The following is a 13,830-nucleotide window of genomic DNA, read 5'->3' on the forward strand; positions in this document are numbered from 1 at the left end:
CGACTAACGCGTCAATTCATTCCCAGCTCACGCTTTACCAGCTTCACCAGCTGCTTGGTGTTAAGCGGCTTGAGCAGGAAGTCCACCACGTTCAAGTGCATGGCATCGATGGCATCGCGCACGTTGGCATCGCCGGAGACGATAATGATCGGCAGTTCGGCGCGATCCGACTCCCTTACCTTGCGGATCAGGTCCAGCCCGTCGAAAGGTGCCATGCGCAAATCGGTAATCAGCAGTCCGATGGACTGACGCGTCTGGATCATTTCGAGCGCGCTGTCGCCACCGGGTGCGGTCATGCAACTGATGTCATTGAGGCTCAGAATTTCGGCCAGCAGCTCGCGCGCGTCGCTGTCGTCATCGACGATCAGAACTCGTTGCGGTGCGTCACGGGCGGGCGTGAGCATGACCTCATGGAGGGCATTGCGCTCTTCATCGCTCAAAATGTCGTGGTCAATCATTGCAGTCTCATCATTCCCTGAACTAATCCGACAGCAGATATGGATAAATCTGCGATGCATTTCGTCGGCATCCTGGCCAGTCTTCGCTCGCAATCCATTGCGTTCGTCAAATCAGTTACGCCGCAGCAGGCACGGCACTGTCACTCGGTTCAAGCGTAAGACTTACGTCCAATGGGCACCTGGCTGCAAGCGGCCGACCATGAGCACCAATAACAAGAACGCGGAACAGGCCATGAGCAAGGCAGATGCTTTCACCCAGGCAGGCAAGACAGCCGTGCTACAGAACATACACGGCACCATGCAGTTTCTGCAAAAATTCCCGCCTTTCAACCAGATGGAAAACGCGCATCTGGCGTACCTTGTAGAGCAGTGTCAGCTCCGGTTCTATGCTGCGGATGAAAGCATCATCAAGCCTGGCGATGGCCCGGTAGAGCACTTTTACATCGTCAAGCAGGGGCGAATCGTCGGTGAACGTCCGCATTCTGCCAAAGGCGGCACAGAAACAACATTTGAAATTACCACTGGCGAGTGTTTTCCACTTGCGGCCCTGCTGGGCGAGCGTGCCACTCGCACTGAACACCTGGCTGCAGAAGACACCTTCTGCCTGCAATTGAACAAGCAGGCGTTCATCAAGCTATTCGCGCTTTCCACAACGTTTCGCGACTTTGCCCTGCGTGGTGTCAGCAGCCTGCTGGATCAGGTCAATCAGCAGGTCCAGCAGCGCGCCGCTGAAACCCTGGGCACGCAGTATTCCCTGAATACACGTCTGGGCGAACTGGCCATGCGTCACCCGGTGATGTGCAGCCCTGAAACACCCATGCGCGACGCGGTGAAACTGATGCATGAACAGCAGGTAGGCAGCATCGTGATTGTCGACGAGCAGCAGGCCCCGCTGGGGATTTTTACCCTGCGCGACCTGCGTGAGGCAGTTGCCGATGTGAATGCCGATTTCAGCGCGCCGGTCAGACGCACCATGAGCCTGTCGCCGTTCCATCTGAGCCCGGACGCCAGCGCATTCGACGCGGCCATCGCCATGACCGGACGTCACATCGCCCACGTGTGCCTGGTCAGAGACGGGCGATTGTGTGGCGTGGTATCGGAGCGCGATTTGTTTTCCTTGCAACGGGTCGACCTGGTCCACCTGGCACGGACCATCCGCAATGCGCCGCGTATCGAGGCGCTCGCCGGTTTGAGGGGCGATATCATCCAGTTGGTCGACCGCATGCTGGCCCATGGTGCCTCTTCGACCCAGATAACCCAGATCATTACCCTGCTCAATGACCACACCGTGTGCCGCGTGATCGAGCTGACGCTTGCAGAAAATGGCGACCCCGGCATTGCATTCAGCTGGCTGTGCTTTGGTAGCGAAGGCCGTCGCGAGCAGACGCTGCATACCGATCAGGACAACGGCATTCTGTTTGAAGCCAGCGATGCGGCGGAGGCAGAGCAGATCCGCACGTTATTGTTGCCGATTGCCGAACGTATCAATCAGAGCCTGGCACAGTGCGGTTTTACCCTGTGCAAGGGCAACATCATGGCCGGCAATCCCGACCTGTGCCTGTCCCGGCTTGAGTGGTCACAGCGCTTTGCAGCCTTTATTCGCGAGGCAACTCCGGAGAACCTGCTGGCATCGAGTATCTATTTCGATCTGCGCGTGGTCTGGGGCGATGAGAGCGGCGGCGAGCAACTGCGCCGCGGCATTCTTGATCAGGTAGCAGACAACAAGCTGTTCCAGCGCATGATGGCCGAGAACGCACTGCGCCAAAGGCCGCCGGTGGGCCGCTTCAAGGATTTCGTCCTGGCGCGCAAAGGCAGCGAAAAAGACACCCTGGACCTCAAGACCGAAGGCCTGACGCCCTTTGTCGACGGTGCGCGCCTGCTGGCGCTTGCCAATGGTGTCGGCGTCAACAATACCCAGGAACGCCTGCGCCAACTGGTCGAACGTGAAGTCATCGACCCCCTGGATGGCGCTGCGTATGAAGAGGCGTACCACTTCATTCAGCAGACACGCATGCAGCAACATCAATTGCAAAGCCGCCAGAACCTTCCTTACTCCAACCGCATCGACCCTGACACGCTCAACCATCTGGACAGACGCATTCTGCGCGAATCGTTTCGCCAGGCGCAGCGGCTGCAAACCAGCCTGACCCTGCGTTATCAACTATGAACCTGTTCGAATGGCTCAAGCCGCGCGCGAAAAAGACACCCTTGCAAGCGCATCAACTGGATCGCCTCAAAAAGCTGCCGGTCTGCGCGAACCTCAGCGACAAGCCTTTGCGCCAACAGCGCTGGGTCGTGCTGGACCTTGAAACCAGCGGCTTGAACATGAACCGCGATCAAGTGCTGTCCATCGGTGCGGTCGTAATTGAAGACGGTGCCATCGATCTGGGTCAACAGTTCGAGCGTACGCTGTTGCGCGTCGACCACAAGGTCAGCCCGGCCGTGCTTATTCATGGTTTGGCGCCCAGTGCGATTGCCGCGGGCAGCGAGCCGGCCGAGGCGTTGCTGGATTTCATGGAGTTCGTCGGCGAAAGCCCGATTCTGGGTTTTCATGCGCCGTTCGATCAGCACATGCTGTCGCGCGCACTGAAAGAAAGCCTGGACTACCGCTTGCGGCATCCGTTTTTCGATGCCGCAGAAATAGCCCCGATGCTCTGTGAACAAGCCAACCTGCGTCACGCAGGGCTGGACGACTGGACGCAGTTTTTTGGCCTGCATGCCGAAGAGCGTCACAACGCCAGCGCTGATGCACTGGTCACCGCAGAGCTGGCGCTGATCCTGTTCAGCCACGCCCGTCGTCAGCAGATCGACAGCCCGCGGCTACTGGAGGAGCGACTCGGGCAATGGCGCAGACGCAAGCAATCGCACTCGTTTTGACTGCGACCTGCACTTAGCTCTGGGAAATGGTCTTGGCGATTACATCCACCGTCGCGTCGACCTGCTCGCGGTAACGCTTGAGCTCGACCCTGTGCAATTGCTCAAGCTCGATTTGCTGCGAACAGAGGTTCAGCGCAGCCAGAACCAGCAGACGGTCACCGATCAACGTCGGGTATTTGCGCTTGGTGTCGGCCAGCGACGCGTTGAGCATCGCCGCGGCCTTCATGAGGGTCAGGTCTTCACCGGCAGGGGCTTTGACCGAGTACTCATTACCCAGAATGGTGAGAACGGTTACACCGTTGCCATCGACGTTCATGCGCCAACAGCGCTTGCGCTGGTCGCGCGATCAACCAGTGCCTGGATACGGGCGGCGGTGCTGCCCTGCTTCTCTTCCTGCTCCATCAGGCTCAGTTGCAAGTTCTCGTTCTCGTCCTTGGCTTTTGCCAGCTCGGCACCGAGCTGTGCATTTGTGTCTTGAAGGGCCTGGTTCTGTTGCACCAGATCACCGACAAGTTGTTCCAATTGGCTAAGGGAGGCTTCCAACATTTTGATTTCTCAAGCAAATTTCAACGGGCGCGTACGATAAAGAAAAGTCGCTGCGCATGCCAGCGCTCAGGCTTTGATACTGATCTGTCATGACGTTGACATGTCCATAACGTAGACGCGTAGGGGGCTTGTGACTACGTATTCGGAATCCGGTTCCTGCTGTTCGTCAGACCGCCCAGAACTGCGACAAATGCGCGCAGCCAATGGGCAAACTGACATCACCCTAGCCCCCCTCAACCCAGCCTTTTCAAGGGTTTGCGCGAATGTCAGCCATATCCAAAGATAACCGTCAGTAATAAGTCGTCAATATTTAGTGCCTGCTGACTCAAGACGTTAGTCGCATGACCGATAGGCAGCCATTCACTGCATTCCCTTCACCGTTAAATCGCATGAATTGCGTACCTGACCCTGGAAGCTTTCTATGTCCCTGCGAAATATGAACATCGCGCCCCGAGCGTTTCTTGGATTTGCCATTATCGGCACACTCATGTTGGTTCTGGGTGTATTTGCACTGTCTCAGATGAGCAAGATCCGTGGCGCCACTGAAGTGCTGGCCGATAACAATGTGCCGAGCATCAAGAGCCTTGACCGATTCGCTGAAGTCAGCATTCGTTTGCGCGTTCTGTCCTATCGATTGCTGGTCAACCGCGACCCGGAAACCCAGCAGAAAACCATCGAGTTGATGGCGATGCGCAACAAGCAGATCACTGACGCTCAGGCGATTTACGAGAAGCTCATCAGCGATCCCGACGAGCGCAATCTTTACAGCCAGTACGTACAACTGCTGGGACAATATCGCCAGCTTGAAGAGCGCCTGAAGACCCTGACTCGCGCCAACAAGATCGATGAATTGCAGGGCCTGCTCAATAACGAAATGCTCAACAACTCCGACCAGATGAATGTTGTGCTCAGCAAACTGGTGGAGTTCAACACGGCTCAGTTGAACCAGGTGAAGAAGGATGCGTCCAGCGAGTACGATTCGGCATTCAATCTGGTCGTCGGACTGTTGATAGCTGCCACCCTGTTGACCATCGTGTTTGCCTGGATGCTGATCAAAAGTATTACCACGCCGATTGCCACGGCTCTGCATGCAGCGGAAACCATCGCACAAGGCAACCTGACCCGGCCGATCCAGATCGACGGTACCGATGAAGCCGGTCGTTTGCTGCTGGCCATGAAAACCATGCAGGACAAGCTGCGCGATACGTTGCAGGGAATTTCCGGTTCGGCCACGCAACTGGCCTCGGCTGCTGAAGAGCTCAATGCTGTCACCGACGAAAGCGCACGCGGGCTGGTGCAGCAGAATAACGAAATAGAGCAGGCTGCAACCGCGGTCAACGAGATGACCAGCGCCGTGGAAGAAGTCGCGCGCAATGCCGTCAGCACGTCACAAGCGTCTCGCAATGCTGCGACATCTGCTGGCGACGGTCGTGATCTGGTTCAGGAAACCGTCAGCGCCATCGAACGCATGAGCGGCGATGTGAAAGGTACGGCTGAACTGATCATCAATCTGGCCAGTGAATCGCGTGATATCGGTAAGGTGCTGGACGTGATTCGCGGCCTGGCAGACCAGACCAATCTGCTCGCCCTCAACGCCGCCATCGAGGCTGCACGCGCTGGTGAAGCCGGGCGTGGCTTTGCTGTAGTCGCCGACGAAGTCCGCGCCCTGGCGCACCGCACGCAGCAATCGACCAGTGAAATCGAACGCATGATCGGTAGCATTCAGAGCGGTACAGAGCAGGCAGTGAGTTCGATGCGCAACAGCACCGAACGCGCCGAATCGACGTTGAACATCGCCAAAGGCGCGGGCTTGGCGCTGAACACCATCAACGTTGCAGTCGAAGAGATCAACGAACGCAACATGGTCATCGCCAGTGCTGCCGAAGAGCAGGCGCAAGTCGCTCGCGAAGTGGACCGCAACCTGGTCAACATCCGCGACCTGTCTGCACAATCCACCACCGGCGCCAATCAGACCAGCGCGGCCAGCACCGAGCTATCCCGCCTGGCCGTGGACCTCAACAGCATGGTGTCGCGCTTCGCACTGTAAACACGCGAAAACCCAGCTGGCGTGCCGGCGCTCCGCGTCAGTACGCCGTTCTGGACGCTCCGCGTCCTCTTGCGACGCAGAGCGTCGCGAACTGCATACCACGCTGGATCCCGACTATCGTGCGACGCTCCGCGTCGCATGCCTTTCCGGACGCTCCGCGTCCTCTTGTGGCGTAGGGCGACTAAAGCCTCACACTCGCAAACGTCGATTCATTACGCGCCTGACTCAACGCCGACATCGGTCCGGACAATGGGGCGAGCACCATTGCCTGCGGGATCGGCATCATGGCGACCTGTTGCGCGGTGTTGGAACCCACGCGCTCGTCACGCGGCGGAATGCCGAAGTATTCGCGGTAGCATTTGGAGAAGTGTGGCGTCGATACGAAGCCGCACACCGACGCCACTTCGATGATCGACATCGGTGTCTGCTTGAGCAGTTGCCGGGCGCGGATCAGGCGCAGTTTCAGGTAGTAGCGCGACGGCGAGCAGTGCAGGTATTTCTGGAACAGTCGCTCCAGCTGCCTGCGCGACACGGCGACGTACACCGCCAGCTCGTCAAGGTCGATCGGCTCTTCAAGATTGGCCTCCATCAACGCCACAATTTCCTGCAGCTTTGGCTGATTGGTACCCAGCATGTGCTTGAGCGGCACGCGCTGATGATCCTGTTCGTTGCGAATGCGTTCGTAGACGAACATCTCGGAAATCGCGGCAGACAATTCACGACCATGATCGCGACTGATCAGGTGCAGCATCATGTCCAATGGCGCCGTGCCACCCGAGCTGGTGAAGCGGTTGCGGTCCAGGGTAAACAGCCGGGTGCTCATCGACACGCGTGGAAAGGCTTCCTGCATTGAAGCCAGACACTCCCAATGCACACTGCAATCGAAGCCATCCAGCAAGCCGGCACACGCCAGCGCCCAACTGCCGGTGCACACCGCGCCGAGGCGACGTGACTGACGCGCCTGGCTCTGCAGCCAGCTCACGTGTTCACGCGTCACGGTGCGCTGAATGCCGACACCACCACAGACGATGACGGTATCGAGTGCCGGAGCCTTGTGCATGGCGGCATCCGGTGTGATCTGCAAACCGTCACTGGCCCACACCTGACCGCCGTCCACGCTCAGCGTGGTCCAGCGATACAACTCGCGGCCCGACAGCTGGTTAGCCATGCGAAGAGGTTCTACCGCCGATGCGAGGGAGATCAGGGTGAAGTTATCCAGCAGCAGAAAGCCGATGGATTGTGGCGCGCGGTTCTGAGGTTGGGCCCCTTGATTGAACGATGTCATCACACTATCTCCTCACATATGGCATTGGTTGGCCCCAGGACAGGCTCTTCTTATAGCCCTCTTCATTGATGGGCTTTGTGATGACATCGCAAATCCCATGCCGGAAATTGATCAGCCATTCAACAACACCTGAAAACGACGTCGCGAAGTGTCTATCCAGCAGCGACCCGAGTGTCTGTTTGCGACGCCAAGGCGCGCTGGCTGCACTCCTGATGAGCAATTCGGTAGCACGCGGGGAAACGTCATGGGGCTAGACGTGCCCCAAGTGCTACTCAAGGCACGCCCTGAAAAATCAGATCGTCAGCGGGTTTTCGCGCTAAAAGGTGGCGGCCATCGAGACGTGTGATCAAAAACCGCGCAGCCATCAAAAGTGATGGTCAGACCTGACGTCACGACCGCACGGGCTGACCCGATAATGAACTTGTCGGCGTTACCCCCCTCCAAAAGACCGCGTTCGCGCAGGCACCGACCTGCCAACCGACCGCTGCCGACCTGCGCAGCGACTGTGTAACGTACTGGCCGTTTTTCAGCAGTCCCAACACTGCAACCGGGCGTGTGTACGATGCAACGAATCTGTAAGCGACCTTGCGCGCACTGGATACGACGCCTCCTGCACTGGATACGACGCCCCCTGTAGGCGTTTGATTTTCCCTGTTACATGATCAGTTCCGACTCGATCGCCCGGCGCAGTGATGGAGCTTCGCGAAAAGCCTCGCCAACCCATAAGCCGCGTCAGCGTTCACCTGCTGATGACTAGAAGAAACTCACAGGAGTCCACCCATGAAAGGTTCCAAATCGTTGCTATTGGCCGCTACGCTCTGTATGCCGGTGCTTGCTCAGGCAGCCGAGCCAGAGGCCTGTCATACGGTCAACTTCTCCGACGTAGGCTGGACCGATATCACCGTTACTACTGCGGTCACCAGCGCCGTACTCGAGTCCTTGGGTTACACGACCAAGACCACCATGATTTCCGTACCGGTGACCTACAAGTCGCTGGCCGACGGCAAGAACATGGACGTGTTCATCGGCAACTGGATGCCGACCATGGAAAACGACATCAAGCCGTATCGCGAAGCCGGGACTGTCGAAACCGTGCGTGCCAACCTGGAGAACGCCAAGTACACCCTGGCAGTGCCTCAGGCGCTTTACGACAAAGGCCTGCATGACTTCGCCGACATCGCCAAATTCAAGAAGGAACTGGGCGGCAAGATCTACGGCATCGAGCCCGGCAATGATGGCAATCGCCTGATCCAGAGCATGATCGACAAGAACGCCTTCGGCCTCAAGGACGCAGGTTTCAAGGTTGTAGAGTCCAGCGAAGCCGCAATGCTTTCGCAGGTCGACCGCGCCGTGAAACGCAAAAACGATGTCGTGTTCCTCGGCTGGGAACCGCATCCGATGAACACGCGTTTCAAGATGAAATATCTGACTGGCGGTGATGACTTCTTCGGCCCCAACTATGGCCAGGCGACCATCTACACCAACACCCGCAAAGGCTACAGTCAGGAATGCAGCAACGTAGGTCAGTTGCTCAAGAACCTGTCCTTCACACTGGACATGGAAAGCACCCTGATGGGCAACGTCCTGGACGACAAAATGAAGCCTGATGCCGCCGCCAAGGCGTGGATCAAGAAAAACCCGCAAGTACTCGACACCTGGCTCGCCGGCGTGACCACCGTCGATGGCAAGCCAGGCCTGGAGGCAGCCAAAGCCAAGTTGACCCAGTAAGCCGACAGCAGGCGGGGCTGACCCGCCTGCTGCCCTCCTCACCTTCCGCAAGCGGACACCCGAAATCATGCTGACTGACCATAAAATCCCTCTGGGCGAGTACATCGCCGCATTTGTCGATTGGTTGACGGCCAACGGCGCCGACTACTTCGACGCGATTGCCTCGACACTGGAAATGATGATCCACGGGTTCACTTTCGCGCTGACCTGGTTCAATCCATTCGTACTGATCGGCCTTATCGCCGCCCTCGCGCATTTCATCCAGCGCAAGTGGGGCCTGACGGTTTTCGTCATCCTTTCGTTTCTGCTGATCCTCAACCTGCATTACTGGCAGGAAACCATAGAAACCCTGGCGCAGGTGCTCTTCGCCACGCTGGTGTGTGTCGTCATCGGCGTGCCGCTGGGCATCATTGCCGCGCACAAGCCGCTGTTCTACACCATCATCCGGCCATTGCTCGATCTGATGCAGACTGTTCCCACGTTCGTCTATCTGATCCCGACCCTTACGCTATTCGGTCTGGGCGTGGTGCCCGGCCTGATCTCGACCGTGGTCTTCGCCATTGCTGCACCGATTCGCCTGACGTATCTGGGCATCCGCGATGTACCCCAGGAATTGCTGGACGCCGGCAAGGCCTTCGGCTCGTCGCGCCGCCAGTTGCTGACCCGCATCGAACTGCCCTACGCCATGCCCAGCATCGCTGCCGGGATCACCCAGTGCATCATGCTGTCGTTGTCGATGGTGGTGATTGCCGCGCTGGTCGGTGCCGATGGTCTGGGCAAACCCGTGGTCAACGCACTGAACACAGCCGATATCGCGCTCGGCTTCGAAGCCGGTCTGGCAATCGTATTGCTGGCCATCATGCTCGACCGCATCTGCAAACAACCCGAAGCCAAGGTAGGGTCCGACGCATGAGTATCATCAAATTCGACAAGGTAGACGTCATCTTCTCCAAGGATCCGCGTGAAGCCCTCAAGCTGCTGGACGAAGGCCTCACGCGTGACCAGATTCTGAAGAAAACCGGGCAGATCGTCGGCGTCGAGAACGCCAGTCTGGACATCGAGAAAGGCGAAATCTGCGTGTTGATGGGCTTGTCCGGCTCGGGTAAGTCCAGCCTGTTGCGCTGCATCAACGGTCTCAATACCGTCAGCCGTGGCTCGTTGTTCGTCGAGCATGAAGGCTCGCAGATCAACATCGCCAACTGCAGCGCGGCCGAACTGAAAATGATGCGCACCAAACGCATTGCGATGGTCTTTCAGAAGTTCGCCCTGATGCCCTGGCTGACAGTACGCGAGAACATCAGCTTCGGCCTGGAAATGCAGGGTCGCCCGGAAAAGGAACGACGCAAGCTGGTCGATGAAAAGCTCGAGCTAGTGGGCCTGACCCAGTGGCGCAACAAGAAGCCGGACGAGCTGTCCGGCGGCATGCAGCAGCGAGTCGGGCTGGCCCGCGCACTGGCAATGGATGCCGACATTCTGCTGATGGACGAACCGTTCTCGGCGCTTGACCCGCTCATCCGCCAAGGCTTGCAGGACGAACTGCTGGCCCTGCAAAGCAAGCTGAGCAAGACCATCGTCTTCGTCAGCCACGACCTGGATGAAGCCCTGAGGCTCGGCAGCCGAATCGCGATCATGAAAGACGGCCGCATCGTGCAATACAGCGTGCCAGAGCAGATCGTGCTCAATCCGGCAGACGAATACGTGCGCACCTTCGTTGCGCACACCAATCCACTGAACGTGCTGTGTGGTCGTAGCCTGATGCGCACGGTCGATGAGTGCACGCACGTCAACGATTCGGTGTGCCTGGACCCGAGCGGCGACTCATGGCTTGACCTGGCTGAAGGCAATGTGATCAAGGGCGCACGGCAAGGTGCTACGCCCCTCGATCTGCAGAACTGGACCCCCGGCCAGGACGTCGGCACGCTCGACCGTCGCCCTACCCTGGTGCACTCCAACATCGGCATGCGCGACGCATTGCAGATCCGCTACCAGACCGGCAACAAGCTGGTCCTGCAGGACGGCAATAAAGTGGTCGGCATTCTCGGGGATACCGAGCTGTATCACGCGCTGCTGGGCAAAAACCACGGCTAAGGCCTGAAAATTAAAGTCTGAAACCGACAAGCCCGCTTCCCTGTGCTGGAATCACTCCAGCCGGGAGCGGGCTTTTTCGTTTGCGGCCTCGTCACCGCGCAACGCCTCTTCTGCTATTTCCGTTCCCTTGGCCCCCATGTCGTAAACGCACCTTTGTGTGGCGTCCATAGGCATTTGGCGACTTCGGTCCGGCCCTACCATCGCTCTCAGAGGGCTCTGTTCGGCCCTAACGACAAGTCAGGCGCCGCGCCGCCGCTGGGAGATCCGCGATGTTCAGCAAGCAAGACCAGATCCAGGGTTATGACGACGCACTGTTGTCGGCAATGAACGCCGAGGAGCAGCGTCAGGAAGACCATATCGAGCTGATCGCCTCGGAGAACTACACCAGCAAACGCGTGATGCAGGCGCAGGGCAGCGGCCTGACCAACAAGTACGCAGAGGGCTATCCCGGCAAGCGTTACTACGGCGGCTGCGAGCACGTCGACAAGGTCGAGCAACTGGCCATCGAGCGCGCCAAACAGCTGTTCGGGGCCGATTACGCCAACGTCCAGCCACACTCCGGCAGCCAGGCCAACGCAGCGGTCTATCTGGCGTTGCTGCAGGCAGGCGACACTGTATTGGGCATGAGCCTGGCGCACGGCGGTCATCTGACCCACGGTGCCAAGGTCAGCTTCTCGGGCAAACTCTACAACGCCGTGCAGTACGGCATCGACACCACCACCGGGCTGATCGATTACGACGAAGTCGAACGCATCGCCGTGGAATGCCAGCCGAAAATGATCATTGCCGGTTTCTCGGCCTATTCGAAGACGCTGGATTTTCCGCGCTTCCGTGAAATCGCCGACAAGGTAGGTGCCTACCTGTTTGTCGACATGGCACACGTTGCAGGTCTGGTGGCTGCCGGTCTCTATCCGAACCCGCTGCCGTATGCCGATGTGGTCACCACCACCACGCACAAGACACTGCGCGGCCCACGCGGCGGCCTGATTCTCGCCAAGGCCAACGAAGAGCTGGAGAAGAAATTCAATTCCGCCGTCTTCCCCGGCGGTCAGGGCGGCCCGCTGATGCACGTTATCGCCGCCAAGGCCGTGTGCTTCAAGGAAGCGATGGAGCCAGGTTTCAAGGCTTATCAACAGCAGGTCATCGACAACGCACAAGCGATGGCGCAGGTATTCATCGACCGCGGCTTCGATGTGGTTTCAGGCGGGACCGACAACCATTTGTTTCTGGTCAGCCTGATCCGTCAGGGCCTGACCGGCAAGGACGCCGACGCCGCTCTGGGCCGTGCGCACATCACCGTCAACAAGAACTCGGTGCCCAACGACCCGCAGTCGCCGTTCGTGACCTCCGGTCTGCGCATCGGCACGCCGGCCGTCACCACCCGCGGCTTCAAGGTGACCCAATGCGTCGAGCTGGCAGGCTGGATCTGCGACATTCTCGATAACCTCGGTGATGCCGATGTCGAGGCCAACGTCGCCAGTCAGGTAGCAGACCTGTGCGCCGATTTCCCGGTTTATCGCTGAGTCAGGAGTAGCCTTACATGCAGCATTACTCAGGCTTCGGCCTTCTCAAGCATTCCCTCAGCCATCACGAAAACTGGCAGCGCATGTGGCGCACGCCGACCCCGAAAAAGGTCTACGACGTGGTCATCGTCGGCGGTGGCGGGCACGGTCTGGCGACTGCCTACTATCTGGCCAAGGAGCACGGCATCACCAATGTGGCCGTGGTCGAGAAAGGCTGGCTGGGCGGCGGCAACACCGCACGTAACACCACCATCGTGCGCTCCAACTACCTGTGGGACGAGTCGGCCCACCTTTATGAGCACGCGATGAAACTGTGGGAAGGCCTGTCTCAGGACCTGAACTACAACGTCATGTTTTCCCAGCGCGGCGTCTACAACCTGTGCCACACCTTGCAGGACATGCGCGACTCCGAGCGGCGTGTCAGTGCCAACCGCCTGAACGGTGTAGATGGCGAACTGCTCAACGGCAAGCAGGTCGCAGAGGAAATCCCATACCTGGACTGCTCGAAAAACACCCGCTACCCGATCATCGGCGCAACCGTTCAGCGCCGTGGCGGCGTGGCCCGTCACGACGCAGTGGCCTGGGGCTTCGCGCGTGCCGCCGATGCCCTGGGCGTGGACCTTATCCAGCAGACCGAAGTCATCGGCTTTCGCAAGGAAAACGGCGTGTGCATCGGCGTCGAAACCAACAAGGGTTTCATCGGTGCCAAACGTGTCGGCGTGGTAACCGCCGGTAACTCCGGGCACATGGCCAAACTGGCAGGCTTTCGTCTGCCGATCGAATCACATCCTTTGCAGGCACTGGTCTCCGAGCCGATCAAGCCGATTATCGACAGCGTCATCATGTCCAACGCCGTGCATGGCTACATCAGCCAGTCCGACAAGGGCGACCTGGTGATCGGTGCCGGTATCGACAGCTGGGTCGGTTATGGCCAGCGTGGCTCATACCCGGTGATCGAACACACTATTCAGGCCATCGTCGAGATGTTTCCGGTGCTGTCGCGTGTGCGCATGAACCGCCAGTGGGGCGGCATCGTCGACACCACGCCGGACGCCTGCCCGATCATTTCCAAGACGCCGGTGCCGAACATGTTCTTCAACTGCGGCTGGGGCACAGGCGGCTTCAAGGCCACGCCGGGCTCGGGCAACGTATTTGCCGCCAGCCTGGCCAAGGGCGAGATGCACCCGCTGGCCAAGCCGTTCTCCATCGACCGTTTCCACAACGGCGCGCTCATCGACGAACACGGCGCTGCAGCCGTAGCCCACTAACAGGAGAACC

General features: G+C 58.8%; 12 protein-coding genes and 1 pseudogene. 9 read left to right on the forward strand and 4 right to left on the reverse strand.

The window, feature by feature from the left end:
• Positions 1-11 precede the first annotated feature (11 nt).
• Entirely contained in the window at positions 12-458 is a 447-nt protein-coding gene (locus AC4ANE_RS25280) for a response regulator (protein ID WP_002555590.1), read from the reverse strand.
• Between the two features lie 232 nt (positions 459-690).
• Here AC4ANE_RS25280 and AC4ANE_RS25285 point away from each other — a divergent pair, with 232 nt between their 5' ends.
• Both AC4ANE_RS25285 and AC4ANE_RS25290 read left to right on the forward strand, forming a co-directional pair.
• Complete coding sequence (locus AC4ANE_RS25285) at positions 691-2,625, forward strand: putative nucleotidyltransferase substrate binding domain-containing protein (RefSeq protein ID WP_002555592.1); 1,935 nt, start codon at positions 691-693, stop codon at positions 2,623-2,625.
• A complete protein-coding gene (locus AC4ANE_RS25290; protein WP_002555593.1) occupies positions 2,622-3,335 on the forward strand; it encodes a 3'-5' exonuclease in 714 nt (237 codons plus the stop codon). The genes AC4ANE_RS25285 and AC4ANE_RS25290 overlap by 4 nt, the downstream gene beginning before the upstream one ends.
• 13 nt (positions 3,336-3,348) lie before the next feature.
• Here AC4ANE_RS25290 and AC4ANE_RS25295 read toward each other — a convergent pair whose 3' ends face one another.
• On the reverse strand, positions 3,349-3,651 hold the full coding sequence (locus AC4ANE_RS25295) for a cell division protein ZapA (protein WP_002555594.1): 303 nt from the start codon (positions 3,649-3,651) through the stop codon (positions 3,349-3,351).
• Positions 3,648-3,881, reverse strand: coding sequence for a hypothetical protein (locus AC4ANE_RS25300; RefSeq protein WP_002555595.1), 234 nt, complete (start codon positions 3,879-3,881; stop codon positions 3,648-3,650). The genes AC4ANE_RS25295 and AC4ANE_RS25300 overlap by 4 nt, the downstream gene beginning before the upstream one ends.
• 487 nt (positions 3,882-4,368) lie before the next feature.
• Between AC4ANE_RS25300 and AC4ANE_RS25305 the strand changes: the two are divergent.
• Positions 4,369-4,797, forward strand: a pseudogene (locus tag AC4ANE_RS25305) (MCP four helix bundle domain-containing protein); the annotation flags it as partial.
• Positions 4,798-5,928 (forward strand): methyl-accepting chemotaxis protein, encoded by a 1,131-nt coding sequence (locus AC4ANE_RS25310; RefSeq protein ID WP_404940567.1) that lies wholly within the window; start codon positions 4,798-4,800, stop codon positions 5,926-5,928.
• Between the two features lie 181 nt (positions 5,929-6,109).
• Here the strand turns inward: AC4ANE_RS25310 and gbdR are convergent, their stop codons facing one another.
• Positions 6,110-7,213 (reverse strand): choline metabolism transcriptional regulator GbdR, encoded by a 1,104-nt coding sequence (gbdR, locus tag AC4ANE_RS25315; RefSeq protein WP_002555597.1) that lies wholly within the window; start codon positions 7,211-7,213, stop codon positions 6,110-6,112.
• 780 nt (positions 7,214-7,993) lie between these two features.
• Between gbdR and AC4ANE_RS25320 the strand changes: the two genes are divergently transcribed.
• From AC4ANE_RS25320 to AC4ANE_RS25340, 5 genes are all read left to right on the forward strand, one after another.
• Positions 7,994-8,941 (forward strand): choline ABC transporter substrate-binding protein, encoded by a 948-nt coding sequence (locus tag AC4ANE_RS25320; protein WP_460408585.1) that lies wholly within the window; start codon positions 7,994-7,996, stop codon positions 8,939-8,941.
• A gap of 64 nt (positions 8,942-9,005) precedes the next feature.
• On the forward strand, positions 9,006-9,854 hold the full coding sequence (choW, locus tag AC4ANE_RS25325) for a choline ABC transporter permease subunit (RefSeq protein ID WP_460409012.1): 849 nt from the start codon (positions 9,006-9,008) through the stop codon (positions 9,852-9,854).
• A complete protein-coding gene (choV, locus tag AC4ANE_RS25330) occupies positions 9,851-11,029 on the forward strand; it encodes a choline ABC transporter ATP-binding protein (protein WP_031595060.1) in 1,179 nt (392 codons plus the stop codon). The genes choW and choV overlap by 4 nt, the downstream gene beginning before the upstream one ends.
• A gap of 269 nt (positions 11,030-11,298) precedes the next feature.
• Positions 11,299-12,552 carry a serine hydroxymethyltransferase gene (gene glyA / locus AC4ANE_RS25335; protein ID WP_002555601.1) on the forward strand — a complete coding sequence of 418 codons (1,254 nt, stop codon included), beginning with the start codon at positions 11,299-11,301 and terminating at the stop codon, positions 12,550-12,552.
• Positions 12,553-12,569: 17 nt separating this feature from the next.
• Entirely contained in the window at positions 12,570-13,820 is a 1,251-nt protein-coding gene (locus AC4ANE_RS25340) for a sarcosine oxidase subunit beta family protein (protein WP_002555602.1), read from the forward strand.
• Positions 13,821-13,830 lie beyond the last annotated feature (10 nt).

It is taken from the genome of Pseudomonas sp. Pme6b (assembly GCF_058129925.1).

Bases quoted from the DNA above. Each gene is read 5' to 3' on its own strand.
- AC4ANE_RS25280 (WP_002555590.1), bottom strand. From the start codon at position 458: ATGATTGACCACGACATTTTGAGCGATGAAGAGCGCAATGCCCTCCAT.
- AC4ANE_RS25285 (WP_002555592.1), top strand. From the start codon at position 691: ATGAGCAAGGCAGATGCTTTCACCCAGGCAGGCAAGACAGCCGTGCTA.
- AC4ANE_RS25290 (WP_002555593.1), top strand. From the start codon at position 2,622: ATGAACCTGTTCGAATGGCTCAAGCCGCGCGCGAAAAAGACACCCTTG.
- AC4ANE_RS25295 (WP_002555594.1), bottom strand. From the start codon at position 3,651: ATGAACGTCGATGGCAACGGTGTAACCGTTCTCACCATTCTGGGTAAT.
- AC4ANE_RS25300 (WP_002555595.1), bottom strand. From the start codon at position 3,881: ATGTTGGAAGCCTCCCTTAGCCAATTGGAACAACTTGTCGGTGATCTG.
- gbdR (WP_002555597.1), bottom strand. From the start codon at position 7,213: ATGACATCGTTCAATCAAGGGGCCCAACCTCAGAACCGCGCGCCACAA.
- AC4ANE_RS25320 (WP_460408585.1), top strand. From the start codon at position 7,994: ATGAAAGGTTCCAAATCGTTGCTATTGGCCGCTACGCTCTGTATGCCG.
- choV (WP_031595060.1), top strand. From the start codon at position 9,851: ATGAGTATCATCAAATTCGACAAGGTAGACGTCATCTTCTCCAAGGAT.
- glyA (WP_002555601.1), top strand. From the start codon at position 11,299: ATGTTCAGCAAGCAAGACCAGATCCAGGGTTATGACGACGCACTGTTG.
- AC4ANE_RS25340 (WP_002555602.1), top strand. From the start codon at position 12,570: ATGCAGCATTACTCAGGCTTCGGCCTTCTCAAGCATTCCCTCAGCCAT.